General features: G+C 68.9%; 21 protein-coding genes and 1 pseudogene. 11 read left to right on the top strand and 11 right to left on the bottom strand.

The window, feature by feature from the left end; all coding sequences use genetic code 11:
• Positions 1-31: 31 nt before the first annotated feature.
• The 3 genes from EOINJALH_RS19375 to EOINJALH_RS19365 form a co-directional block, all read right to left on the bottom strand.
• Complete coding sequence (locus EOINJALH_RS19375) at positions 32-493, bottom strand: CBS domain-containing protein (protein ID WP_088283089.1); 462 nt, start codon at positions 491-493, stop codon at positions 32-34.
• 112 nt (positions 494-605) lie between these two features.
• Positions 606-914 (bottom strand): chaperone modulator CbpM, encoded by a 309-nt coding sequence (locus tag EOINJALH_RS19370; RefSeq protein WP_088283087.1) that lies wholly within the window; start codon positions 912-914, stop codon positions 606-608.
• Complete coding sequence (locus EOINJALH_RS19365; RefSeq protein ID WP_088283085.1) at positions 911-1909, bottom strand: DnaJ C-terminal domain-containing protein; 999 nt, start codon at positions 1907-1909, stop codon at positions 911-913. The genes EOINJALH_RS19370 and EOINJALH_RS19365 overlap by 4 nt, the downstream gene beginning before the upstream one ends.
• 180 nt (positions 1910-2089) lie before the next feature.
• On the opposite strand from EOINJALH_RS19365, the gene EOINJALH_RS19360 reads away from it, so the two are divergent.
• Positions 2090-2677, top strand: coding sequence for a hypothetical protein (locus EOINJALH_RS19360; RefSeq protein WP_088283083.1), 588 nt, complete (start codon positions 2090-2092; stop codon positions 2675-2677).
• A gap of 240 nt (positions 2678-2917) precedes the next feature.
• On the top strand, positions 2918-3949 hold the full coding sequence (locus EOINJALH_RS19355; RefSeq protein ID WP_088283081.1) for a zinc-binding dehydrogenase: 1032 nt from the start codon (positions 2918-2920) through the stop codon (positions 3947-3949).
• A gap of 66 nt (positions 3950-4015) precedes the next feature.
• Here EOINJALH_RS19355 and EOINJALH_RS31320 read toward each other — a convergent pair whose 3' ends face one another.
• Together EOINJALH_RS31320 and EOINJALH_RS19340 are read right to left on the bottom strand one after the other, a co-directional pair.
• Entirely contained in the window at positions 4016-4786 is a 771-nt protein-coding gene (locus EOINJALH_RS31320) for a LytTR family DNA-binding domain-containing protein (RefSeq protein ID WP_158219821.1), read from the bottom strand.
• A complete protein-coding gene (locus tag EOINJALH_RS19340; protein WP_158219820.1) occupies positions 4783-5850 on the bottom strand; it encodes a sensor histidine kinase in 1068 nt (355 codons plus the stop codon). The genes EOINJALH_RS31320 and EOINJALH_RS19340 overlap by 4 nt, the downstream gene beginning before the upstream one ends.
• A 78-nt stretch (positions 5851-5928) precedes the next feature.
• Here EOINJALH_RS19340 and EOINJALH_RS19335 point away from each other — a divergent pair, with 78 nt between their 5' ends.
• The 5 genes from EOINJALH_RS19335 (at position 5929) to EOINJALH_RS19315 (ending at position 10716) form a co-directional block, all read left to right on the top strand.
• Positions 5929-6333 carry a DUF1761 domain-containing protein gene (locus tag EOINJALH_RS19335; protein WP_088283076.1) on the top strand — a complete coding sequence of 135 codons (405 nt, stop codon included), beginning with the start codon at positions 5929-5931 and terminating at the stop codon, positions 6331-6333.
• Between the two features lie 23 nt (positions 6334-6356).
• Positions 6357-6956 carry a DUF5655 domain-containing protein gene (locus EOINJALH_RS19330; RefSeq protein ID WP_088283074.1) on the top strand — a complete coding sequence of 200 codons (600 nt, stop codon included), beginning with the start codon at positions 6357-6359 and terminating at the stop codon, positions 6954-6956.
• Positions 6957-7045: 89 nt separating this feature from the next.
• Positions 7046-8149 carry an oxidoreductase gene (locus EOINJALH_RS19325; protein WP_088283072.1) on the top strand — a complete coding sequence of 368 codons (1104 nt, stop codon included), beginning with the start codon at positions 7046-7048 and terminating at the stop codon, positions 8147-8149.
• 330 nt (positions 8150-8479) lie between these two features.
• A complete protein-coding gene (locus tag EOINJALH_RS19320; protein ID WP_088283070.1) occupies positions 8480-8863 on the top strand; it encodes a VOC family protein in 384 nt (127 codons plus the stop codon).
• A gap of 674 nt (positions 8864-9537) precedes the next feature.
• Positions 9538-10716, top strand: coding sequence for a tyrosine-type recombinase/integrase (locus EOINJALH_RS19315; protein ID WP_088283068.1), 1179 nt, complete (start codon positions 9538-9540; stop codon positions 10714-10716).
• A 182-nt stretch (positions 10717-10898) separates the two neighbouring features.
• Here EOINJALH_RS19315 and EOINJALH_RS19310 read toward each other — a convergent pair whose 3' ends face one another.
• From EOINJALH_RS19310 to EOINJALH_RS19290, 5 genes and pseudogenes are all read right to left on the bottom strand, one after another.
• Positions 10899-14369 (bottom strand): NACHT domain-containing protein, encoded by a 3471-nt coding sequence (locus tag EOINJALH_RS19310; RefSeq protein ID WP_158219819.1) that lies wholly within the window; start codon positions 14367-14369, stop codon positions 10899-10901.
• A gap of 37 nt (positions 14370-14406) precedes the next feature.
• A pseudogene (locus EOINJALH_RS33530) lies at positions 14407-14655 on the bottom strand (hypothetical protein); the annotation flags it as partial.
• 90 nt (positions 14656-14745) lie between these two features.
• Positions 14746-15720 carry a CBASS cGAMP-activated phospholipase gene (locus tag EOINJALH_RS19300; protein ID WP_088283063.1) on the bottom strand — a complete coding sequence of 325 codons (975 nt, stop codon included), beginning with the start codon at positions 15718-15720 and terminating at the stop codon, positions 14746-14748.
• Between the two features lie 15 nt (positions 15721-15735).
• Positions 15736-16695: a hypothetical protein gene (locus EOINJALH_RS19295; RefSeq protein WP_088283061.1), complete on the bottom strand. Its 960-nt coding sequence runs from the start codon at positions 16693-16695 to the stop codon at positions 15736-15738.
• A complete protein-coding gene (locus EOINJALH_RS19290; protein ID WP_158219818.1) occupies positions 16692-17882 on the bottom strand; it encodes a toll/interleukin-1 receptor domain-containing protein in 1191 nt (396 codons plus the stop codon). The genes EOINJALH_RS19295 and EOINJALH_RS19290 overlap by 4 nt, the downstream gene beginning before the upstream one ends.
• A gap of 167 nt (positions 17883-18049) precedes the next feature.
• Between EOINJALH_RS19290 and EOINJALH_RS19285 the strand changes: the two genes are divergently transcribed.
• From EOINJALH_RS19285 to EOINJALH_RS33525, 3 genes are read left to right on the top strand one after another with little or no spacing between them, the layout of a single operon-like run.
• Positions 18050-18526, top strand: coding sequence for a hypothetical protein (locus EOINJALH_RS19285; RefSeq protein WP_088283057.1), 477 nt, complete (start codon positions 18050-18052; stop codon positions 18524-18526).
• Positions 18527-18564: 38 nt separating this feature from the next.
• Entirely contained in the window at positions 18565-21930 is a 3366-nt protein-coding gene (locus EOINJALH_RS19280; RefSeq protein ID WP_144290095.1) for an SUMF1/EgtB/PvdO family nonheme iron enzyme, read from the top strand.
• Positions 21931-21954: 24 nt separating this feature from the next.
• On the top strand, positions 21955-22233 hold the full coding sequence (locus EOINJALH_RS33525) for an SUMF1/EgtB/PvdO family nonheme iron enzyme (protein WP_404872778.1): 279 nt from the start codon (positions 21955-21957) through the stop codon (positions 22231-22233).
• A 134-nt stretch (positions 22234-22367) separates the two neighbouring features.
• Here EOINJALH_RS33525 and EOINJALH_RS31890 read toward each other — a convergent pair whose 3' ends face one another.
• Complete coding sequence (locus EOINJALH_RS31890; protein ID WP_158219817.1) at positions 22368-22640, bottom strand: four helix bundle protein; 273 nt, start codon at positions 22638-22640, stop codon at positions 22368-22370.
• Here EOINJALH_RS31890 and EOINJALH_RS19275 point away from each other — a divergent pair.
• A complete protein-coding gene (locus EOINJALH_RS19275) occupies positions 22627-23826 on the top strand; it encodes a reverse transcriptase domain-containing protein (RefSeq protein WP_158219816.1) in 1200 nt (399 codons plus the stop codon). The two genes, EOINJALH_RS31890 and EOINJALH_RS19275, sit on opposite strands and share 14 nt — an antisense overlap.
• Positions 23827-23889 lie beyond the last annotated feature (63 nt).

Here is a 23889-nt window from a genome sequence, read left to right as displayed (position 1 = left end):
ACCCGATCGATGCGAAGCCCGGGGCCGGATGTCATGGCCGCTGCCCCGCCTCGCGATGGCGCCCGCTCTCGATGGCCACGGCCACGAGGCGCAGTTCCTCGGCGATGATGCCGAGCAGGTCGTCCATCGTGACCAGGCCCACCAGCACGCCGCCGGCACCGACGATCGGCACGCGCCGCACGCCCTTGCCGCGCATCAGCGCCAGCAGGTCGACCATCGAGTCGTCCTCGCGCGCCGACACCAGGTCGGGGCCCATCGCATCGCCGACACGCAGCGACGTCGCGTCGACGCCCTTGGCGACCACCGCGGTGACGATGTCGCGGTCGGTCAGCATGCCGACGGCCACCCGGCCGGCCGCGGTCTCGTCGACGACCACCAGCGACCCCACGTGGTGCTCGCGCATCAGGCGGGCCGCCTCGGTGATGTCCATGCCCCGCTCGGCGAAGCTCACGATCCGCGTGCAGACTTCCCCGGCGCTCAGTCGTTCAGCCATGCTGCTTCCTAGATGCTGGCATGCATCGATTGGGTCGCCGCCGCTGCGGTGTACCGTTGAGTGCAGTCAACGCCACCACGCACGGCCCGATGCCGGCGAGCACCAGCCAGGCTCAGTGACCCAGCAAGCGCAACTGCTGCCGCAAGGTGCCGATCTGCTCCTGCAGGTCGGCCACCAGCGCGGCCAGTTCGGGGCCGGCCTCGAACTCACTCTCGAGCCACAGCATGCAGCGGGCCCGATGCAAGGTGGCGGCATCGAAGCGCCTGGACTCGCCGATGCGCGCCGCGCGGGGCGCCAGCAGGCCTTCGGCCACCCGCTGCAACACCCACGCGGCATCGACCCCGGTGAGTCGGCACAGGGCCTCGAGGTCGAGGCTGCTGTCCTCGGGCGGCCCCTCAGGTGGTGATGGACGAAAGCTCATGTCGCCGACTCCTCACGCTGCCGCTCGGCCTCGGCGGCACTGACCTTGCGGGCATCGAAATCGACCAGTTCGGCCGCCATCTGTTCGTAGTGGCGCCGGGCCCGGGGGTCGAGGGCACTGGGCAGCACGACGCGCACCTGAAGCTCGAGGTCGCCGGGCGGGCGCGCCGGCAGGCCCTTGCCACACACGGTGAGGCGCTGACCGGTCTGCGCACCCGGCGGCACCCGCACGTTCAACTGCTGGCCCGCCGGCAAGGCCACCGGCACCACCGCGCCCAGCGCGGCCTCCCACGGTGCCACCGGCAAGCCGGTGTGCAGCGTCGTGCCGTCGAGCGAGAACAGCGGATGGGGCCGGAACTGCACCTCCAGCAGCAGGTCGCCCGGCGGCCCGCCGGCCCGCCCCGGCCCGCCCTGGCCGGCCAGGCGGATCAACTGGCCCGGCCGCACGCCGATCGGGATCTTCACCTCGAGCGTGCGCCGCGCCAGGCGCAGGTGCCCGTCGGCGTCTTCCTGCGGCACCTGCAGGTCCAGCATGCGCCGCGGGCCCAGCCAGGCGTCGTCCAGTTCGAGCAGGATCCTGGCATGGTGATCGTCGCCGCGCACCGGGCCGTCCGCCGCCGACGGCCGGTGGCGGCCGCTGCGCGCAGCACCACCCATGCGGCCGAACAGCTCGCTGAAGAACTCGCTGTAGTCGCCGCCGGTCGGGCCGTGGAAGCCGGCGTTGGTGAACTCGAAGCCGGCATCCCAGTCTGGCGGGGGCGTGAAGGTTTCGCCCGCCCGGTGGCCCGCGGACAGCTTGTCGTAGGCCGCCCGCCGCTCGACGTCGGACAGCACCGCGTAGGCCTCGTTGACCTCGCTCATCCGCTGCCCGGCGTCGGCCGCCTGGCTGACGTCGGGGTGGTGCTGCCGAGCCAGCCTGCGGTAGGCCTTCTTGATGTCGCCGGCCGCGGCATCGCGCGGAACACCCAGCACGGCGTAGTAGTCCTTGAACTCCAAGTGCGCTCACTTCACGTGTTGTTGTTTTCGCCATCGCAGCGTCGCCCCAACTCCGCGAACGCCGATCTCGAGCCTAAGGCTGGGCCGTCCACCCGCGTTGAGACGGGTCAATGACGGCCTCTGGCGGCCGACCTGTCAGTTTCATCGGACAGCGGCGGACGGCGGGTCTATGCTGCGCCCATGAACGATCGAATCGACCGGATACTGGCCCAGATGGCGGGGCTCGAGGACGACCTGCGCACCGCGGTGCACGAGCAGGAGAGCCGCATGTTCTTCCAGATCAACGGCAAGCGAGTGGAGTTCGAGCGTGGTGTGCGCGATGCCCACCGCAAGCTCAGGAAGGGCTTCTTCCGCTGGCTGGTGAACAACCGGCCGCAGAACCTGATCACCGGGCCGATCATCTACGGCATGGCGCTGCCGTTGCTGATGCTGGACCTGTTCGTCAGCTTCTACCAATGGGCGTGCTTCCCGATCTACGGCATCGCCAAGGTCAAGCGAAGCGACTACCTGGTGTTCGACCGGCGTCACCTGGAGTACCTGAACCTCATCGAGAAGTTCCACTGCACCTACTGCGAGTACGCCAACGGCCTGATCGCCTACCTGCGCGAGATCGTCGGCCGCACCGAAGAGTACTTCTGCCCCATCAAGCACGCCCACAAGATCCTGGGCACGCACGGCCGCTACCAACGCTTCCTGGCCTATGGCGACGCGCAGGACTACGAGGCCCGGCTCGAGGCCTACCGCGTCGCGCTGCGCCAGGCCAAGTAGGCACCCTGCGCAGCGACGGCCCGGGCAGGCGCCGCACGGTCTGCTGGAAGCGCATCGACGCCATCCAGGGCATGCTGCCGGCGCGCGACCAGGGCCGGGCCGACACGGCGGGCGGCCTGATCACGATGGACCCGTGGGGCGCGATGGTGATGAAGGGCGATCCGCTGGCCTGAGGCCGGGCGCCGGATGGGCCACGCATCGTCGCGCTAGAGTGGCGCCGATGACCACAGAGGACGACCGATGAAGGCAGCGCACCTGACAGGCCATGGCGGCAACGAGGTGGTCTCCGTCGGCGAACGGCCGCTGCCGCAGCGCCGCAGCGGCGAGGCGCTGGTGCGCCTGAAGGCCGCCACGCTCAACCGCGTGGACCTCTACATGCGCAACAGCGGCGCCGGCATCTCGCACACGCTGCCGCAGACCATGGGCGTGGACGGCGCCGGCGTGATCGAGGAGGTGGATGCCACCGAGACCCTGCTGCGCCCCGGCCAGCGGGTGGTGCTGTACCCCGGCATCACCTGCGGCCGCTGCGAGTTCTGCGGGCGCGGCCAGCAGGTGCTGTGCAGCGCGATGCGCCTGCTCGGCGAGCACCGCGATGGCACCTTTGCCGAGTTCGTGGCCGTGCCGGCGGCCAACGCCTTCCCGATCCCCGACGAGCTCGACTTCGCCGAGGCCTCCGCGCTGGGCGTGAACCACCTCACCGCCTGGCGCATGCTGTTCACCAAGGCCCGGCTGCAGCCCTGGGAGACGGTGCTCGTCTTCGGCGTCGGCGGCGGCGTCTCGCTGGCCGCGCTGCAGCTGGCCAAGGCCTGCGGTGCCCGCGTCTTCGTCACCTCGCGCGACGAGGGCAAGCTGCAACGCGCCGCGGCCATGGGCGCCGACGCCACGATCCACAGCGGCGCCGAGGATGTCGCGAAGCGCGTCCAGCAGCTCACCGGCGGTCGCGGTGTCGACGTGGTCATCGAGAACATCGGCGGCACGGCCTGGAGCGCCGCGCTGAAGTCGGTGGTGCGCGGCGGCCGCATCGTCACCTGCGGCGCCACGGCAGGCGACCAGCCGCCGGCCGACCTGCGCCGCGTCTTCATCCGCCAGCTGCAGATCTTCGGCTCCACGCTCGGCGACCCCGGCGAACTGCGCGACCTGCTGGCCTGGTGCCGGCAGGGGCGCCTGCGGCCGGTGATCGACGCCCGCTACCGCCTGGACGACGTGCACCAGGCGCTGACTCACCTGGAGTCGGGCACTCAGTTCGGCAAGATCGCGCTCGACATCGGCTAGTCGCGCCGCGGTGAACGGGGCGGCCCCGGGCGGCGCCCATGCGGCCGCCCTGGCCCGCGCAAGGGCTCAGCGCGCCAGCCAGGCGCGGAAGACCGCCGCGCGCTCCTGGCTGATCACGACCTCGAAACCCGGATCGGGCTGCAGGTCGACCCGCAAGCGGCCGCGGCCGATAGCCTCGAAGGCCTGCACCGCGATCGCGGCCACCAGCACCTGCCGGCTGGCCCGGAAGAACTGCTGCGGGTCCAGCGCGGCCTCGAGCTCGGCCAGTGGCTCGTCCAGCAGGTGCCGCGTGCCGTCGCGGGCGACGGCCACGCTGGTCTTGTCGAGCGACACGACACAGGCCACCGCCTCCACCGGCAGCACGTGCGCCTGGCCGGGCCCGCGGGCCACCAGCCGTCGGCGAAACGCCGTGGGCGTCGGCCGCAGGCCGTCCAGCGCCGCGGCCAGGCGCGCGGCATCCGGCGCGAAGGCCTGGCGCAACCGGCCGACCTTGGCCAAGGCACCGGCGAGCGCCGCGTCGGCCACCGGCTTCAGCAGGTAGTCCACCGCCAGCGCCTGGAAGGCCTGCAGCGCGAAGCGGTCGTAGGCGGTCGTGAAGATCACCGGCACCGGGCAGCCCGCACCGTCGAACAGCTCCAGCGAGAGCCCGTCGCCGAGCTGGATGTCCAGCAGCAGCAGGTCGGGTGGCGCATGCGTGGCGAGCCACGCCGCCGTGCCGCGCACGGTGTCGGCATGGCCCACCACGGCCGCCTGCGGCGCCACCCGGGCCAGCGCCTCCTGCAGGCGCTGGCGGGCCGGCGGTTCGTCCTCGGCGATGAAGCACTGCAGGGCGATCACGGCACCACCGGCACGTCGACCTCGAAGCGCTGGCCGTCGTCGTCGCGCCGCAGCGATCGGCCCGTCAACCAGCGGCAGCGCTCGTCCAGGTTGGCCAGGCCCAGGCCCGCCGACGGCAGCCGGCTGCGGCGCGGCAGCACCGCGTTGCCGACGCGCACGCTGCCATCGCCCGGTTGCACGGTGATGGCCAGCGGGGCGTCCTCGCCCGCCTGGTTGTGCTTGACGGCGTTCTCGATCAGCGTCTGCAGCGCCAGCGGCGCGATCTGCACCGCCAGGCCGTCGAGCGCCGGGTCGATGTCCAGCCGGATGGCCGCGCCGAACCGCATCGCCAGCAACTGGTGATAGACCCGCGCGAAGGCCAGTTCGTCGGCCAGGGGCACCAGGTCGCGCTCGCGGCTGGCCAGCACGTAGCGGTAGATCTCGGCCAGCGCGTCGCAGAAGGCCCGGCCGCGCGGCGGGTCGGCCGTGATCAGGTGGCCCAGGGTGTTCAGGCTGTTGAACAGGAAGTGCGGGTCCACCTGCGCCTTCAGTGCCCCCAGCTCGGCCTGCGTGCGAAGCCGCTCGAGCCGTTCCACCCGCAGGCGGTCGGACTGCCGCTCGCGGATCAGGAACATCGTCTCGTAGGCATGGGTCACGAACAGCACGCAGATGACGTTGGTGAGCACCACGACCTCGATCGTGCCGCGCGGTGCCGGCATGCCGCCCGCCGCGAACCACAGCATCAGCCCCCCCACGGTGACCGGCGCGGTGTACAGCACGTTGGCCGTCACCAGCATCGACAGCTTGCGCAGCGGGTGGCTGAACCAGTCGAAGTGCTGGCGCTGCTTCAACAGCAGCCAGCGGTTGCCCAGCCAGATGGCCGCGGCCAGGCCGATGAACAGGCCCTGCCCGACCCAGAAGATCCCGTCGCCCGGTCGCACGTTGCCCCACAGCCCGGTCAGCCAGGGGATGCTCAGGCCGAAGCCGGGGATGCCCAGCGCCATCAGCGCACGGTCGTCGAAGCTCGCGGCCGCCGGGGCGCCGAGCGGGTTCAGCGGCGGAATCTCCGGGTTCAGCGCCTGCATGGGGGGCTTCGGTGGCTGGTGGCTTGCCGGCGCCGCCGCAGTGCCGCGACGATGCGTCGGCAACGGAGGAGCAAGTGCATGGGGTCGATCCAGTTCCATTATCCGGCGGTGCTGCTGGCCGCCCTGTCGGGTTTCCTCATCGGTGGGCTCTGGTACTCGCCGCTGCTGTTCGCCAGGGTCTGGCAGCGCGAGGCCGGGCTCAGCGACGACCAGGTGACGCACCCGCCGGTCGGCCGCATCTTCGCGCTGTCGGCGGTGGCGCAACTGGTCATGGCCTTCAACCTGGCGGCCTTCATCGGCGCCAGGGCGAGCCTGGGCTTCGGCCTGTTCGCCGGCTTCGCCACGGGCCTGGGGTGGGTGGCCATGTCGCTTGGGGTGATCTACCTCTTCGAGCAGCGCTCGCTGCGCCTCTGGCTCATCAACGGCGGCTACCAGGTCGTCGCCTACACGGCGATGGGTGGCATCCTCGGCGCCTGGACCTGACACTGACACGAGGGCTGCCCGCCATGGCCGATCCGCACGCAGCGCTGCTGACGCAGCTGAAGAACATCCAGGCCAAAACCGGCCGCACCATCGCCGAGCTGCACGCCGCCGTGCACGCCACCGGGCTGGTGCGGCACGGCGAGCGCCGCAGCTGGCTCATGGCGCACCTGAAGCTGGGCCATGGCGATGCCAACACGGTGGTGCACTTCATGGACAAGCCCCTGCCCGACCTGGGCGACGGAGCCGCCGCCGGTGCGACACCCGCGGCCGCCGCGCCGGCCGCGGGCGATCCGCTCGACACGCTGTACACCGGCAGTAAGGCACACCTGCGGCCGCTGCACGAGGCGGTGATGGCGGTGGTGCAGGGCTTCGGCGACTTCGAGCTGGCGCCGAAGAAGTCCTATGTCAGCCTGCGCCGCAGGAAGCAGTTCCTGACGATCGGGCCGGCCACCCGCGACGCGGTGGAGATCGGCCTGGCCATCAAGACGCTGCCGCCGCACCCTCGGCTGAAGGCCATGCCGCCCGACAGCATGTGCGCCGTGACCACCCGCATCGGCCATGCCGACGAGGTGGACGCGGCGCTGGGCGCCTGGATGCGGGCCGCCTACGACGCGGCGGGCTGAGCGCGCGATCCGCCCGCACGGGGGGCCCGTCGGTGCGGCGGCCCGAGCGCGCCACCGTTCGCTCGTGCGACCGGTACCATGGCCCGGCCATGACCACGCCACCCCATCCCTTGCCCGATCGGCCGGTCCGCGTGGGCCTGATCGGCTGGGGCGCCTCCAGCCGGGTGTTCCACGGCCCCTTGATCACGACCACGCCCGGGCTCGAGCTGGTGGCCGTGGCCAGTCGCCAGCCGGACGCGGTGCGCGCGGCGCTGGGCCCGCAGGTGCAGGTGCACGCGGCGCCGCAGGCCCTGGTCGACCGGGACGACATCGACCTGGTCGTCATCCCCACGCCCAACGACACCCACCACCCCCTGGCCCTGGCCGCCTTGAAGGCCGGCCGGTCGGTGGTGGTGGACAAGCCCTTCACGCTGGATGCGGCGCAGGCGCGGCACCTGATCCGCGTGGCCGACGAGCGGGCGGTGCTGCTGAGCGTCTTCCACAACCGGCGCTGGGACGGCGACATGCTGACCGCCCAGGCCCTGGTGCGCAGTGCCACGCTGGGGCGGGTGGTGCATGCCCAGATGCACTTCGACCGCTACCGCCCCGTGGTCCAGTCGCGGTGGCGCGACGCCGACGCGGCCGGCGGCGGCCTGTGGCTGGACCTGGGCCCGCACCTGATCGACCAGGCCTTGCAGCTCTTCGGCATGCCCGAGGCGATCGCGGCCGACCTGGCCGGCGTGCGCGATGGCGCCCAGGGCACCGACCTGTTCCACGCCCGCCTGCGCTGGGCCGACGGCCTGCGCGCCGACCTGCATGGCAGCACGCTGGCCGCTCTGCCAGGCCCGCGCTTCGCGCTGCACGGCACGCTCGGCAGCTGGGTGAAGTTCGGCCTCGACCGGCAGGAAGACGACCTGAAGGCCGGCCGCCGCCCCGACCCCGCCCGGCCGCAGGACTGGGGCGCCGACCCCAGCGCTGGCCGCCTGGCCGTCGCGGCGCCGTCGCCCCAGTCGCCCAACGAGCTGGTCGATGGAGCATGGCCGACACAGCACGGTCGTTATCCGGATTATTACGCGGCCATCCGCGATGCCTTGCGCGGCCTCGCCCCCAACCCGGTGCCGGCCACACAGGCGCTGGACGTGATGCACCTGCTCGACCTGGGCACGCTCAGCGCGGCCCAGCGGCGCGAACTGCCGGTGGCCGGCGGACACTAGTGCAGTGTTCGATGCTATGCAGCACTTAGGAAAGCCGATGGATTTGTCGTCCTGGCTAGGCGCAAACCGCAGCGATGCCCAGTGGCATCGCGAGGATTTGCAACAACGCCAGGGCGGCAAAGACGCGGCTTTATGTGCTGCATCGTGTCGAACACTGCACTAGGGTTCACCCACCCGGAGGCGGAGTCAACGCCGGCCGGGCATGCCCTATCCTCTCCGACCGGCCGCGGCCCTGCGGCTCGCCCCTGTGGCGAGGCCAGGGTCCGCGGGTCCCATGTCCTGTCCACCCCACCCCCGCGCATCGCGCATCCGCCTGGAGACCCTCGCAGCATGTTCTCGCACATCATGATCGGCACCAACAACCTCGACAAGGCCAAGGCGTTCTATGACGCCGTGCTGGGCACCCTGGGGGTGCCCGCCGGGGCGGTCGACCGCCACCGCGTCTTCTGGCGCACGCCGACCGGCATTTTCTCGGTGAGCGTGCCGATCGACGGCAAGCCGGCCACCGTGGGCAACGGCAGCACCATCGGCTTTGCCTGCGAGTCCGCCGCACAGGCCGACGCCTGGCACGCCGCCGGCTTGGCCCACGGCGGCACCACCTGCGAAGACCCACCCGGCGTGCGCGAAGGCGCCACCGGCAAGCTCTACCTGGCCTACCTGCGCGACCCCGACGGCAACAAGCTCTGCGGCCTGCACCGCCTGCCCAAGGCCTGAGGTCAACGCCACCGCCGCGGCGTGACCTGGCTGCGCGCCAGGCTCACCGCTGCGGTGCGGGCAGGTGGTCTACGCCTTGCTCGCAGTGGCACGCACGGGTGGCCTCGACGGTGACGGCGTTCGGCTGCTCGAGGCGAATGTCGATCGCCAGGCGTGGTCAGCGCGCACAAGAGATGACGAGACCTCCGATCAGAATCGGCGGGCATTCGCACACCCACAAAAGTCGGTGGAGGATCGAGGATGGGATGGCAGACCTGGGTGCGCCGGATTCGAGCGCCCGAGCCGGAAGTTTCTACGCCTGGACGGTGCTGAGACAGGTACAGGGTCAGTCCACGTGCAACCTGCAGGACCAACGGGTGCCGGAGGTTGCGCCGGAAAGGCGCTTTTCCGTACCTTTTCAGTACCAGAAAGCGAAACGCCACCCGAAGGTGGCGCAACGTGTTGAATCTACAGAAGAACTTTGGTGGGCGGTGCAGGGTTCGAACCTGCGACCCCTGCCGTGTGAATGACGGTAAGCGGTGCAAAGTGGGACGACCCTGGACGATCATTTCATAGACAAATCGTCCCGAATCGTCTCTAGAATTCCACCAAGGTTTTTCCCACTTTTTCCCCACCTGATCCCCTGCCCTATCGGTCTGCTCCGGACGAATGGGTGCATCTCGAAGGAGATCGACATGCCGACCCTGGGCGTCGTCCTGTCTCGTGACAAGCTGAAGATCCAACACGAGCCGCACTGGCAGAAGCTCAGCGCGGGTTGCTTCCTCGGCTTCCGCAAGCTCACGCCGTCGTCGACAGGTACTTGGCTGGCTCGCTACCGCGACGACCAAGGCAAACAGCAGAAGCGGAGCCTGGGTGAGTTTGGCGACATTCCTCCCTCACAACGATACGACGCGGCGAAGAAGGCCGCCGAGGCTTGGTTCCTGCACCTCGGCAAAGGGGGAGCGGCAGAGGCTGTCACCGTGCGCGTTGCCTGCGAGCGATATGTGAAGCATGTGCGAGCAAATCGCGGGGACACGCCGGCAGATGACCTCGACATGCGCTTCAAGCGCTGGGTGTTCTGCGATCGGGGGCTGGCGGACCTGGATCTGGCCAAGCTGACCAAGACACGCGTCGAATCGTGGCGCTATGCGATGACCCAGACGCCGGTGAAAGTGAACCGTGACAACCGCGAAGTTCCGATCACCAGGTCCAGAGCGGCGTCGAGCGTCAATCGCGACATGGCCGCATTGCGCGCAGCCTTCAACTTCGCGCACGACGCTGGCAGCGTCACCACCGACATGGCGTGGCGGGTGGCACTTCGACCTGCCAAGAACGCCGACGGCAGGCGCGATGTCTATCTCGACCGTGACCAACGGCGTGCTTTGATCGAGAACGCGTCGACGGATCTTGCCGCACTGCTGCAGGCACTGGCATTGGTGCCACTTCGTCCGGGTGCCGTTGCGGCGCTGACGGTCGGCAGCTTTGACGCTCGTCGATCGGTTCTGACCATTGGCAAGGACAAGGCTGGTCGTGATCGCCGGATCAAGTTGCCAGAACTCACTGCCGCTCTATTCGAGCAGCATGCCAAAGATCGGGAACTCACCGCGCCGCTACTGTGCCGTCAGGATGGCCAGGCCTGGAACAAGGACGCATGGAAGGGCCCCGTCAAGGCCGCCGCGGCGTCGGCCGAACTGCCACCGGCAACCACTGCCTACGCATTGCGGCACAGCGTCATCACTGACCTGGTGACTGACGGACTCGATCTGCTGACGGTGGCGCAACTCAGCGGCACCAGCGTAGCGATGATCGAGAGGCACTACGGGCACCTGCGTGCGGACCACGCGGCGGCTGCGTTGGCAAGGCTGACCCTGTAGCCAAGCAGCGCGCTCCGACCTCCGACGCAAATCGCCGAAGCGATTGATAGCGTGCGCGCCACTGCGGGCCCGAACACGAATCCTGGGGACCGGGGGTCGCTTCAGCGGCCATGCCAAGGAGAAACTTCCCACTATGGTGACGCAAACCAACACCCACATGATGATCGGCCCGCCCCCCAGTGTCAGTTTTCGGTCGGCGCCAACAGATCATGTGAGCCGTCGCCGAGCCCTGCCATGGCCAATCGCAGACGCGACGTCGGGTGCAGTGGCTCTCGCTCAGAGCGCCCTGCGACAAGTTCGGCGATCCGGGCACGCTCATCGTCGACGAACTCAAGCGCCGCGGCCTCGTGGTGGTGTCTCGGGCGCGGCTCCGTCGACCAACGGGTGTGGATCTCCGCGGACCTGTGCGGGACGTCGAGGCGCACGACAACAGCGACGTTGAGCGTGTCGAGTTCGAGCAGCGCGCCTTTGACCGTCGCGGCTCTCGCATCGATCGTCAGGCCAAACTCCTCTTCGAAGCCGCGCAGCGCGGCGCTAACGACGTCCTCGGGCGTGCCGTTGGCCCGGGCCGTGACCTGCTCTTCAAAGCTGATCGACCAAGCCCCGGGCCAATAGCCGGCTTTCGACGAGCGTCGCGCCAAGAGCACCCGCCCATCCAACGTCCGCACGACGACGTGCACGCAGGCGATGCCAGGAGCCGCTGCGCCGCCGAACGGACGAGGCAGGAGCGATGCAGTGGGGAATCTCGGAAGGAGACGTTCCGGCGCCTCACGCGCCACGACGTGGAACGTCCGCGCGACAGGCCAGTTCGAGCGCTCAACCGCGAGCGTCAGCGCGTCGCCGTTTGCGTGAACTCCCGTGTACCGAAACTTCGCCTCTAGCTCTGGCCCCGCGGCGGCCAGCTCGTTCGCATGAAGGAGCGTTCCCGCCCAGTCCACTGGCGGCGCTGCGCCCGAGACCGACTCGATAACGTGGAAATCTTTCGCTCCGATCGGGGTCAGCGCCGCCCCGCCAGCGAGGATCGGCCAATCTCCTGCAGCCTCGTGCCCAGTCGCGAGTGCCCACAGCGCCTCGGCCGCACGGTTGCGGCCGAGGCGTCGAGCGACGACCGCGGCGCGCGCCGCATCGAGCCGTAGGGCGTGCAACCGCACTCCTGACGTGCGCTGCAAGATACGCGCGAGCGCAGATATGCACGCGCCGCGCACCTGCGGCGGGACGTCGGCCTCACCGAGCTCGGCCACGAGCGCTACACCTGCGTCGCTCGAGTCGACCAGTGCGAGGCACTCTGCAACGGTGCACCGCACCGCGGTTTGGTCGTGAACGAGCGCGCGGATCAGCGCGGCGACGACGCGCGCCGAGGGTTGGCCGCCGTTCTTCCGGATGCGCAGCTCAATCGCTTTGGCCGCAGCCTCGACGCCGCGCCAATCGGTGTAGCGGTCATGACCCGGGTGGTCTCTGTCGGGCTCGAATGGACGCAGGTCCTCAACGAGCTCATCGTCGGTCAGCTCCAGCGGCTCGGCCAGCGTGCTGTGCCCGAGGCCGAGGCTTTGCTGCGCCGCTCGGCGTACCCGAGGGTGCAGCGCGTCGTCCCGTTCGACTGACCTCAACAAGGCACGCACGTCGCCGTGGTCGTAGCCGGCGAGCGCACTCAAGCTCGCTACGAGCGCGCGCTCATCGTAAACTTCTTCGCGCGCTGCGAGCGCCCTACGTTGCCAGCCTGCGAATCCGAGCAAAGCGTCACGGGCCTCGGGTGCGTCGAACTTGGCGATCGCGTCAACGACGCGGAATCGTAGCCGCCATGTATAGAGCTTGCCTTTGAGGCGCGGGAGCACACGCGCCGCATCGAAGGCGCGCCCTCGTCGGAGCGCTAGAAACGCCGAGGCGAGCGTGCTCGCAGCGGCTTGAGTGAGACGCGGCGGCGCGAGGCGGCTCTTTGGCGCGGGCGCACCGGGCGACAAAAGCTCATCGGTCTCGAAGCACTCGAGGATGAACGGCAGGAAGTCCTCGAAACGCTCCTGCAACGCGTAAGTGACCGCCCAAGCTCGCGCCATCGCTAGGTCACCCATGGGCTTGTCGTCCAGTACGCCGAGGAATCGCTCGAAGAGTACTCTAGCGTGCTCCGGTGCGCGGTGACGCGCGATTCCGGCATAGGTCGCGGCGACGGACCACATGCCGTCCTCAGCCAGCGCTTCGACGAGTTTGTCGAACTGGTGCGGGGCCGCCAGGAGGCCCTCTGCCATGCTGAACGCGTCGAGCAAGTCGTGCGAGAAACGAACGCGCCCGTCGTCAACGCGACGCAGGATGCGAGCCTCGATCAGCGACTCGAAAGCTGCAACGACGTTGTTCGTCTGTGATACAGCAAGCATCGACCATGGGACGTCGAACCGAAACAGCTCGAGCTGCGCCTTCGCCATAGCAATAAGTGCCGGCCGATGGGAGACGCGTCCGCCCCTGCTCGGGACACTTTGCTCGCCAGCGAGGTCCCGCCAGAGCTGCTGGAGGAAACCCAGGTCGTCGTCGGGGACGGAGCTCCAGCGCTCCCCGTGGGTCAGCAGGAGGTCGAGAAAAAGCGCGCGCCGCAGGAGCAGCGTGTTCATTTGGAACGCGCGTCCCCCAAACTTCGCCTCCAGCGCGCGCTGAACCGTCTCGGGCGAAAGCTGTTCGATGTCGTGGCGGCTCAGGGAAACGTCACGGCGATAGGCCTCGTCCCAGACCTCGCGGCGGCACGTCACGAGCGTCGACGCCACGCGTGAGAGTCGCGCCAAAGCTTCGGCGTACCCGCGGAACGTCTGTCCAACGTCCGGCGCCATTTGATCAAGACCGTCGACGATGAACAAGAGCTGCACGCCGAAGCTCTCACGGCAGCCTTCAAGGTGCGCCTGGAGCTCGTCGATGCTGCGCGCGCCGAGCTCGCGTGCGAGGCTGTCACCGCGGTCGCGCAGATCAGATTCGCGCAACAGGAGCGGGCGCAGCAGCAGGGGATGCCCACTTGTGCTGCGCGTCGGAGCGTGCAGCGCGTCGGCGACTAGACGATCGACGACGTGGGCAGCGAGGGAGCTCTTACCCGCACCAGCCGGGCCGATCAGGACAAGGCCGCCGTCGGCTTCGAGCGTCTCGGCGTGCGGCGAGGTCGCATCGACCCAGAAGCTGTGCGTGCGCGCCAAGTGGGCGCGCCAGGCAGCATAGTCGCCGCTGCGGCGCGCCAGAAGCTCCACGAGGCGCGGGCCCAACAGCCCGAGGCGCAGGCCATCCTCAAGGCGTGCGCGATTCGCGTTGAAGTCGTGAACGGCGAGCACTTGGGGATGAACGCGAACCCGTTCGGGAAGCGACCCGGAGCCGCGGATCGCCATTTCCAGCAGGGGGCGTGCGCAACCTGGGTCGGCTTCGAGCGGCACGATATGGAGCCCGGTCCGTAGCGCGATAACAAGCTCGCCCACGATGTACTCGGGATGTTCAACTGCCGGGCGCGTCGCGAGCAATAGCACGGTGGGGCGTCGGTCGGCCAGAAGCTCGCGCTCGATCGCCTCGTTCCAGCGGACGCCTGGGTGGATGTTTGCGACGTCCTGGAAGACGGTGAGATTGAGGGCGCCCTCGACGAACTCCACGACCGTCTTGCACAAGTCGCTCGAGCCCCGGCTGTAGGACACGAACACGTCTGCGGGGCGGACAGGCTGGACCATTGTGACGAGTCTACCTATTGCACCGGCCAGGACTAGTGGATGCAGAAGTTGTCCGCTCAACCCAACCGCAACACCACCTCGACGCGGTTGTCCGGCGCACCCAGCCAGACCGCGCCGCAGCCGCACTGGCCATCACCACCAGGGCGTCGGCTTCGGCCAGGTGGCTGGCGATGCTGGGTGCCAGTTGCACGCCCTTGCTCAGGCGCTCTTCGTTCATCCACCCGTCCAGCCCGTGGGTACGCAGGCGCCGCGCCGGGCGACGCGCGGCGGGCTGTGGGCGTGGGCATGACTGATGACCGGCAAGGGCGCCGACTGGCTGGCCGCGACGGCGACGGCGCCGGCGCCCATGTCACACAGCCTTCAGCGCCACCACCGGCACGAACGGTGCCGCCTTCTGCCCATTGAGAAAGCGCTGCCGGATGGGCTCGAGGTTCTGCTTCTTCACCGCTTCGTTGCGGCCCAGCACCACCAGTTGCTTGATGCGTTCGGGGCGGGAATCGTCCAGCGAGAAAGTGCCGTCCTTCACCACGGCATTCAGCCGATGCAGTCGGCCGGGCAGCATCAGGCCGGCCTGCGCCAACGTGGTCTGCACCTGCGCTTCGAACATCAGGTCCACCAGGCCCACGTTCCAGTCCATCGCGCTGGAGTCGGCATGCTCGGCAATGGAGAACGGTGCCGTGGTGGCGCCGATGCTGAGCACGTCGAGGTCGTCCAACTTCTGGCCGAGAAAGGCCAGCGCTTCAGTCACGCCCACCAGCACCGGGCAGTTGGCCCACACGCCGCCGTCCACGTAGCTGGCGTAGTCGTGCTGCGGAAAGCGCGCGGCGGCAAAATAGGTGGGCGCTGCCGAGGTGGCCAGCGCCACGTCCACGGCCGGCGCGTCGATGTCGTAGCGAAAGCGCTCGTGGTGGGCCGTCTTCATGATGAAGATGCACCCGCCGATGGCGTTGTAGGTGGGAATGACGAGGCGGCAACTGGATTCGCCAAAGCGGCGCTGCTGGAACACCTGCTCCAGCGCATCGCGCAGCACCTGGTGGGAATGTTTGGGACCGAGAATGAACTGCTTTACCTTGCCACTGAGGCGTTGCACAAGGCTGGTGCCGGGGAAGATGGCAGGGCCCTTGTCGATGTAGAACTGCAGGATCTCCTGTGCCGATAGGCCCAGCCCCAGGCCGAGCGCGATGATGCCGCCGGTGGAGGTGCCGGTGATCAGGTCGAAGTGATCGGCCACGCGACAGTCCAGGTCCTTTTCCAGGGTGGCCAGCGCGGACGCTGCGAAGGCTCCTTTGATGCCACCACCATCGATGCTGAGAATGCGGAACATCGAGGCATCCTTTCGTCAGGTCAGCAAGGTCATCAGCAACTCGGGCGCATCTGACAGGCTTTCGGTGCGGGCCAGTTCGCGCAGGGCCGGCATCTGCCGGGGCGCAAACAGCGCCTCGAAGGCGGGGCGCACATCGCGCAAGCGTTGCAGGCCGTCAGCATATCGGGTTTCGCCGGGCTGGGAAACACGGGGCACGCAGGCATCCTGGTCGATCAAACCCAACTCAGCGGCAATGTCGCGACTGGCACCGCCAAAGCCGCCCAGCACGTAAAGCGGGCGGCCCGCAGCGATGGTGAGCAAGGCCTCTTCGCACAGGCCCGAGATGCTGCCGCGAAAGTCCGACTTGCGGCCACCCAATTGCACCCGGGCATGGCATCGCTCGGCCATTTGCTGGCGCATGATGCTGTAGCTGGCGCTGGGATGCGGCACCGGCATGCTCCTGAGTGCCTGAACCGAGGCCAGCGATTGCAGTCCGGCCAGGCCGTGGCCCGACTGCAGATCGGTGGCGGCGTCCAGCCCGCAGCCGCTGCAGGCCGCCACCTGGTCGGACTCGGGCGACACCGCGGCCAGGGTGGCCAGCACGCCGGCATCGCCTGTCACCCAGATTTCGCCATAGGGCGCCAACCGCTGCAGGTGAGCAAACAGTTCGGCTGCTGGGGTGTTCTGGAACACGTGCAAGGCCAGGAAGTGAACGAAGGGCCGACTGCCCGGGGCCTGGTCCAGGCGTCGATAGGCTTCGGCAAGCTGGTTCGAAATGAACAGCGTGTAATTGTGGACTCGGGCATGGACTCGCCCGCCGTAGGCGATGCGCGCGCCTTCGGACACCAGCGGCACCAGCAGCGCCTGCAAGGCCTGGTTGAGTTGACCGGGCGGATGCCCCAGCCGAGGCAGATCGTCGGCCGGCGACACAGACACGGCCAGCAAGCGGCCGGCCAGGCGGCTGCCCACGGCGGGGGACTGCGGGGCGTTGCTCATGACCGTGCCAACGCCTGGCTGAGGCTGAACACGCCCTGCTGTGGAAAGGCGCGGCCGAGCAGGTCAACCTCTTCCCGTCCCAGCGGAGGGTCGGGGTACACCATCCACGGCAAGGTCTGCGGGTTGCCGTTCGCCTGCGCGGCGGCTTCGGCCAGGTCGGTCAATTCGGGCGGTCGCGCCATCAAGCGGCAATGGCGGCCGGCCATGCGTTCTCGAGCATGCTGGAGCCACAGGTCGAAGCGCAGGGCCTCGGACAGCAGCGCCAGCGCGAGTTGTTCGATCACGGGTTCAGACAGGTCATCGTCGTCATCGCCGACCGCCACCGGCACCCGTTGCGACGGCACATTGCCCAGGTACGGCAGGGTGCGCTCGATGCGGCCGGAACTGAGGTCGGCCACCACGATGGGCCGCCCCAGCCGTTTGGCGGTGAGCAGTTCCCAGCGGCACCAGGGCCGCGTGTGGTACGCATCGGTGGCCAGGGCCAGCAGGCTGCCGGCCCCGATGGCGGCTTCGAATCGGGATTCGAAGTCGCTGCCGGGCACCAGGCTGTCGGTGTCCAGAAAGAAGGCCGGCCGGGCGCCCTGCCCCACGCGCGACAGCACCTGCACGATGCGCTCTGCAGTGCGCCAGCCGTCGCGCTTGGCGTGCGACACGAAGATGCCATGGCCGGGCCGGTGCGCGCCCACCACCGATTCAGGCTGGCGGTGCACCAGCAATGCATTGAGCAACTGCACGAGAAACCGCACGGCGGCCTGCGGTTGCGATGGCAGGTCGGGTACTGCGCCCCGCATGGTGTGCGGCAACCCTGGGAAAAGCGGCTTCTGGGCCGTCAACATCACCGTCACCAGCAGATCCCGCCCCGCGCGGTGGGCCATGCGCGCGCGCAATTCTTCAACGTAGGCCACCCACCGGGTTGGTTGAACAGCCCCCATGCTGTCGTCCATCAGCAGCAGCACGCAGTTGCTGGCCGCGTCGTCCAGTGCGATTCGCCTGGGGTGCTGCACGCCTGGCAGGCCGGGTTGCTCAGCACCCCAGGGCTGCGAGCGCCATTGCACCGGAACCCCGAACCGACACCCGTCGCGCTGCATGCCCAGGCCGCTGAGGGCATCGGCCAGCCAACTCACCCAGGCCGACCCCGCGGGTTCGAAGCCAGGATCGAAGACGACATACAGGCGCATGGGGTCCATCGGGCAAGTTTGCGATCTGCGGTGCTCGAAGTCAAAGCCTGTCCTGTGATCGCCACCCTGGCATCCAACGCGGGACATCTGTGGCAGCCGCGTGGCCTGCGAGTCACGGTGCCCACCAGGTGCCGGCCGATATACTGGTCTGCACAGTCAAACCATGGCGGGTGACGATGAAACTGCGCGAACTGTTCGACCGCTGGAGTCTCACCAAGCTGAAGGTAAACGCCGGGTTCCTCGACGTCGAGTTCCAGCCCAACGATCAGGACAAGGACGCAGCCTGGGCGATGTATGTCGAACTGCTGACCCGCGTCACCACCCAGGCCCTGCCGGTCGACCAGGGCGACGAAGCGGCTGCGCTGGCGTCGGTGCACAAGCTGTTCGAGATCACCCGAGGCGTGCTGCGCGCCACGGGTGCCCGACACGCCGACCAGTTCGCCAAGGTGGCCATCGTCATCCTCAACCAGAAGGTGCGGCCGTTCACCGCCCACTGGCACAAGGCCTCGCTGGCCGGGGCCTTTGCCGACGCGGCCCAGTGCCAGCGCTTCCGCGCCGAGCTGGCGGCGCTGCAGGAGGTGCTGGTGAGTTACGCGGGCATTCTGTCCGAACTGGCGGGGGTTGAAGACCTGACCCGGCTGGAACAGGAGTGAGGACGCCGGACGCAACCCTGCTGGCCTGAGCGATGCCGATGGCAGCCCTCCACCGCGTCCGCATCTTTCTGGCCTCGCCAAAGGACACGGCCGCCGCGCGCGAGGTGGTGGCCAGGGTGGTTGACGGCATCAACGACAACCCGCTGCTCAGCGAGCGGGTGCAGATCGACCTGCTGCGTTGGGACGACCCCCAGCATCCGGTGCCATGCTCCTTTCTGCGCAACCCGCAGCACGACGTGGTTGCCAGCACCGGCGACCCGGGCCATTGCGACCTGGTGATCGCGCTGTTCCGCCACACCTTCGGTTCACCTCTGCCGATCGACGACTTCGGTCACTCGCCCAATGGCGACGCGTGGACCGGCACCGAATGGGAACTGCACCGCGCCGTGGAGGCAGCGAAGCGAGGCGAGGTGCGCGAGATCCTGGTGTTTCGGGACCTCGACATCTTCCAGATCCATCCCGACGCCAGCATCGACGAAGACGATCAGGCCTATGCGCAGTACGCGCGAGTCAAGGCGTTCTTCGACGCCTGCAAGAAGCCGGGCACGCACGAGATCCTTCGCGGCATCAACGAGCACCATGGCCTGAGCGACTTCGAGGCGGGATTCACCCGCAGGCTGAACAAATGGCTGACACATGAATGCCAAAGGCGCGACGCGCTGACGGCAGCGCCGGTGCCGCCGGCTGCTGCACCGCCCCCACCGGCCTCCGCCGGCCACGTACCCTTGAACAGCGCCCAGCAGCGCCTGTCCGACATCCTGCTCGACCACGATCAGCCCCTGGACGACGAGTTGATCGAGTCGGCCTGGCAGGCCGACGTGCAAGACCTGCGCAGCTACGCCCTGCGCCGCTTCGCGGCCTGGTGCCGCCCCGGCCATGGCGAACTGGACACGCGTTTCGTCAACCTCGACCTGTTGGCCTATCGCCCCGAAGGCGCGGCCGGCGAAACCTGGGCCACGCGCAATCGCTACCCCAGCCTGCAGGCGCTGTTTGCGGCACGGCCCCAGGCGGGCGCCTGGGTGCTGGTGGGCGACCCGGGCGGCGGCAAGTCCACCCTGCTGCAGCACCACGAACTGCAGACCCAGCGCGCCCTGCTGCGTGCGCTGGATGCGGGCGATCCCCTGCCCGAGCTGTGCGTGTGGCAACGCCTGGCCGACTGCCCCCACGACACGCCCGACCCTCAGGCCTGGCTGGATGCGCAGTGGCAACTGCTCTATCCGGCACTGGCGCCGTTGAAGACACTGGCCCGCAACCTTCGCCTGCGCTACCTGCTGGACGGCGTGAACGAGATCCAGGCCCCGGATGCCGCCGCCTACCGCAAGGCGGTGCGGCGCTGGGCGGGCTGGGCCGCCGGCTTGACACAGGCAGCGGGCCATCACGCGCCACCGCTGTTCAGCGTGCGCACGCTCGAATTCAGCGAGCCGCTCAGCAGCGCCACGCTGCAGGTGGAACAGGCCCGCCTGGCCCATTGGCAACCGAGCCAGATGCGGCAGTACTGCGTGCTGCGCCTGGGCCCCGCCAACGCGCTGTGGCAGCGTCTCGACGAGGACGCCAGGTTGAAAGACCTGTGCGCCCTGCCCTTCAACCTGGCGGCCCAGTGCGACCTGACACTGGCCCTGGGCCGGCCGGCGCAAGACCGGGCCGAACTGTTCGGCGGGCTGGCCTGGCTGCGCCTGCGCCGCGCCTTCGAGCGCGACGAACTGGATGGCGATGGCCTGCTCAGCCCGCGCGACCGCCGACAGCTGATCGACGCCGACCACTGGCGCAGCCACCTGACCGACCTGCCCGAAGAAGGCAGCCTGCTCGCCGGTCTGGCGCGCCAGGCCGAGGCCATGCACCGCAGCGGCCAGGGCACCGAAGTGGGCGTGCCCGCTCAGGCCGTGGCGCCCTGGATTGGCACGCCGGCCGAGCGCAGCGCCTGGCTGAAGGCCACCGCGGCCTTGAACCTCACCGAGGTCGAGCTCAATGGCCGCTTTCGCTACACCCACCAGTTGTGGCAGGAGTACTTTGCCGCGCGCGCCGTTCGCAACCTGCCGGCCGACCCAACCGGCGCCTGGCCCGACCTGAGCCCGCCAGCGCTGGAAGATATGAATCAGGCGCTGGCCCGCCTGGCCGCCAAGGACCCGCTGCCCGGCCCGGATGTGTGCGGGTGGGAAGAAGCCATCAAGCTGGCCGTACAGCTAAGCGACGACCCGGCGGCCTGGCTGACCCGCCTGCAAGCGATCAACCTGCCCCTGGCCGGCCGCTCGGCGCTGGCCGTCAAGGCGAAGCTGCAGGGCTCGGCCACCGGCAACCAAGCGCTTCAGGCCTTGCGCCAGGCCCTGCTCGATCGCAGCCGCGACCCGGCCACCGATCTTCGTCGGCGCATCGAGGCGGCCGAGGCCCTGGGCCTGCTGGGCGACCCGCGTTATCGCGAGGGCATCGGTCCCGGGGGTGCCCGCTTCTTGTGGCCCATTGCCGAGCAATGGATCAAGGTGCCTGCGGGCAGGCACGTCGTCGGCAGCGATACGCCCGAGCGTCTCGATGAAGGCCCCGCCACGGCGGTGCCCGTGGCCGCCTTCGAGATGGCCTTTGCGCCCGTCACCAATGCCGAGTTCGCCTGCTTCATCGACGCCAAGGGCTATGAAGATGCGCAGTGGTGGGACCCTGGCCTGGCCCGGCAGTGGCTCGAGAAGGGCCTGCGCAACGATGCCGAGATCGAGTACTGGCGGCCCCGATTGGCTGCGCTGCGACAAGACTTTGATGCCGCCATTCAAGCGTATTTTTCCGGCGAAACGCAAGCCTACGTGGACGAACAACTTCGAACCTACGCAGGCTGGACTGAAGCCGAAGCCGAGGCCCGGCTGGAGTCGTCGTTCGGTGCCAATGCAGCAACCCAACCGGCCCATTGGGACGACGCCCGGTTCAATCAGCCGCTGCAACCCGTGGTGGGGATCAGCCTGTTCGAAGCCCGTGCCTATGCCCACTGGCTGACGGTGCAGACCGGCAAGCCGCTGCGCCTTCCGACCGAGGCCGAATGGGACGCCGCCGCGCGCGGCCACGGCGGGCGCCGCTGGCCCTGGGGAATGCATGATCCCACTGCGCTGCAATTGAATGCCGACCCCGCGCATCTGCGCCGCACCAGTCCTGTCGGCGTGTTCCCCAACGCCGACACGACGCCGGGCCTGACCGACATGCCCGGCAATGTTTGGGAATGGACCATCAGCCTCTACACCGACCGCCTGGATGCCCAGGCGCTGACGAGCGATGTGGTTGACGGTGATGCGCGGCGGGCGGTGCGTGGCGGCTCGTGGCGCTACCTTTCCACGATCTGCCGCGCGTCTTATCGCGACAGGCTCACCCCTGGCGACCGCAACCTCATCCTGGGTTTCCGTGTCGTGTGCTGCCCCATTCAAGAACCCTGATCCCTGGGCATTGGCTGTTGGTCGTTGCCTTGGCCGAGCGCGCGCAGCGCGCCGCCGAAATTTGTCATTCGGCGATGGGCCATCGCACCGATACTCGGCCCGCAGCTTCGGCTGTGGGGTCCCCCGACAGGTGCGCGGCGGGCGGTGCGTGGCGGCTCGTGGAACAACCATTCCACGAACTGCCGCGCGTCTTATCGCAACAGGAACACCCCTGGCAACCGCAACAACAACCTGGGTTTCCGTGTCGTGTGCTGCCACATCCCCAGGGGCAGGGCCGGCCAGTGCGGCCGGCCATGGCGGTGATGCGGGCTGATCACGGTCGGCCCGCCGAGCTTCTGCCCTTTGGAATGGCGCGGGTGGGTCCCGTCTGGGCGCTCTGTCCCAGGCGCCTATCGAACCGGGCCGCGCTTCGAGCCCCGTGCTCCGGCGCGGCCCACCTAAGGGCGCGCAGGCGGTGCATGTGGCGCGGGCTTGGCGCGCCTCCAGCCGCCGATCAGGCGCCCGAGTTCATCGGTCAGGCCGCTGACATGCTGGAACTGGCCTCCGCTCAGCCACTGCCAGCGCCAGGCCAGGTGCAGGTGCTGGCGCAATTGGTCGAGCTGGATGTCGGCATCCAGCAGCGCCGTGGCGCGCGGGCCCGGTGCCAGATGGCGCGCCGCGATCAGCGCGTCGTGCACGCCCAGGGCCAGGCTGGCAATGTGCCTCGCCATCAGGTGGCGCTGTTCCCGCGGGAACTTGCCGGTATGCGGCAGCAGCCATTCCAGCAGTTCGCGCGCCCGGGTGTGGACCACCATCGTGGCGGCGACTGAATCGCCTGCGTCGGGCGGCACGGGCGGACTGCTGGCGGTGGCGGATGGGGACAATCTGTTGCGCTCCTGGGTTCTGGCCTCGCGCGGCAAGCAGGCCGCAGCGGCGGTGGCGAGCTTTGGCTACAGGCTGGGCGAAAACCTGCTGGCCCTGCGGAGCCAACTGCTGGCGCAAGCCTGGCGGCCGGGGGCGTATGTGCACTTCAGCATCCACGAGCCCAAACGCCGCTGGATCAGCGCCGCGCCCTTTGCCGACCGCGTGGTGCATCATGCGCTGTGCGGCGTGATCGAGCCGCGCTTCGAACGCAGTTTCATCGGCGACAGCTATGCCAACCGCGTTGGCAAGGGCACGCACCGTGCCGTCGACCGGCTGCAACAATTCGCGCGCCTGCACCGTTATGTGCTGCGGCTGGACGTGCGCCAGCACTTCCCGAGCATCGACCATGCCATCCTGAAGGATCTGCTTTGGCGCCGTATCCCCGAACCCGGCATCCGCGATCTCATCCGGCACATCGTGGCCAGTGGCGATGGCATCCATGCCGAGCAAGTGCCCGCCGCGTTCTTCGATGGCGACGATCTGCTGGCGCAGTGCCGGCCGCGCGGCCTGCCCATTGGCAACCTGACTTCGCAGTTCTGGTCCAACTGCTTTCTCGACCCGCTGGATCAGTTCGTCAAGCGCACGCTGCGTTGCGGGCCGTACCTGCGCTATGTCGATGACTTTGCGCTGTTCCACGACGACAAGGTCGTGCTGCGCGAATGGGGCGTCGCAGTGCAGGATTTTCTGGCCCGGCGGCTGCGCCTGCGCGTGCACGACAACACGGCGCAGGTGCAGGCCTGTGCGGCGGGCATCCCTTGGCTTGGATTTGTGGTCTACCCCGATCATCAGCGCGTGAAGTCGCGCAAGGTGGTGGCCGCGACGCGCCGCCTGCGCGCCAGCCACGCGGCATGGCAGCGCGGCGACATCAGCTTCGGCGAATTCGATGCCACGGTGCAGGGTTGGATCAATCATGTCGGCCAGGCCGACACCTGGGGCCTGCGGCGCCATGTGCTGGGCGGGCTGGCATTGGACGGGTGCTGGCTGGGGAAGTGAGCGATGCGGAAGAAATCGGCGGTGCGCCGTGCGCGCTCGGTCAAGGCAATAGCCAACAGCCAA

The organism is Ideonella sp. A 288 (genome assembly GCF_002198735.1).
Taxonomy (GTDB): domain Bacteria; phylum Pseudomonadota; class Gammaproteobacteria; order Burkholderiales; family Burkholderiaceae_C; genus Pseudaquabacterium.
The sequence above is the reverse complement of the archived record's forward strand: the minus strand, read 5'-3'. Positions and strand labels throughout refer to the sequence as shown.

Coding starts and splice junctions, on each gene's coding strand:
- EOINJALH_RS19325 (WP_088283072.1), top strand. CDS start 7,046: ATGACCACGCCACCCCATCCCTTGCCCGATCGGCCGGTCCGCGTGGGC.
- EOINJALH_RS19300 (WP_088283063.1), bottom strand. CDS start 15,720: ATGTTCCGCATTCTCAGCATCGATGGTGGTGGCATCAAAGGAGCCTTC.
- EOINJALH_RS19285 (WP_088283057.1), top strand. CDS start 18,050: ATGAAACTGCGCGAACTGTTCGACCGCTGGAGTCTCACCAAGCTGAAG.
- EOINJALH_RS19290 (WP_158219818.1), bottom strand. CDS start 17,882: ATGGACCCCATGCGCCTGTATGTCGTCTTCGATCCTGGCTTCGAACCC.
- EOINJALH_RS19330 (WP_088283074.1), top strand. CDS start 6,357: ATGGCCGATCCGCACGCAGCGCTGCTGACGCAGCTGAAGAACATCCAG.
- EOINJALH_RS19295 (WP_088283061.1), bottom strand. CDS start 16,695: ATGAGCAACGCCCCGCAGTCCCCCGCCGTGGGCAGCCGCCTGGCCGGC.
- EOINJALH_RS19280 (WP_144290095.1), top strand. CDS start 18,565: ATGGCAGCCCTCCACCGCGTCCGCATCTTTCTGGCCTCGCCAAAGGAC.
- EOINJALH_RS19315 (WP_088283068.1), top strand. CDS start 9,538: ATGCCGACCCTGGGCGTCGTCCTGTCTCGTGACAAGCTGAAGATCCAA.
- EOINJALH_RS19375 (WP_088283089.1), bottom strand. CDS start 493: ATGGCTGAACGACTGAGCGCCGGGGAAGTCTGCACGCGGATCGTGAGC.
- EOINJALH_RS19370 (WP_088283087.1), bottom strand. CDS start 914: ATGAGCTTTCGTCCATCACCACCTGAGGGGCCGCCCGAGGACAGCAGC.
- EOINJALH_RS31890 (WP_158219817.1), bottom strand. CDS start 22,640: ATGGCGAGGCACATTGCCAGCCTGGCCCTGGGCGTGCACGACGCGCTG.
- EOINJALH_RS19360 (WP_088283083.1), top strand. CDS start 2,090: ATGAACGATCGAATCGACCGGATACTGGCCCAGATGGCGGGGCTCGAG.
- EOINJALH_RS19335 (WP_088283076.1), top strand. CDS start 5,929: ATGGGGTCGATCCAGTTCCATTATCCGGCGGTGCTGCTGGCCGCCCTG.
- EOINJALH_RS19275 (WP_158219816.1), top strand. CDS start 22,627: ATGTGCCTCGCCATCAGGTGGCGCTGTTCCCGCGGGAACTTGCCGGTA.
- EOINJALH_RS19320 (WP_088283070.1), top strand. CDS start 8,480: ATGTTCTCGCACATCATGATCGGCACCAACAACCTCGACAAGGCCAAG.
- EOINJALH_RS19355 (WP_088283081.1), top strand. CDS start 2,918: ATGAAGGCAGCGCACCTGACAGGCCATGGCGGCAACGAGGTGGTCTCC.
- EOINJALH_RS19340 (WP_158219820.1), bottom strand. CDS start 5,850: ATGCAGGCGCTGAACCCGGAGATTCCGCCGCTGAACCCGCTCGGCGCC.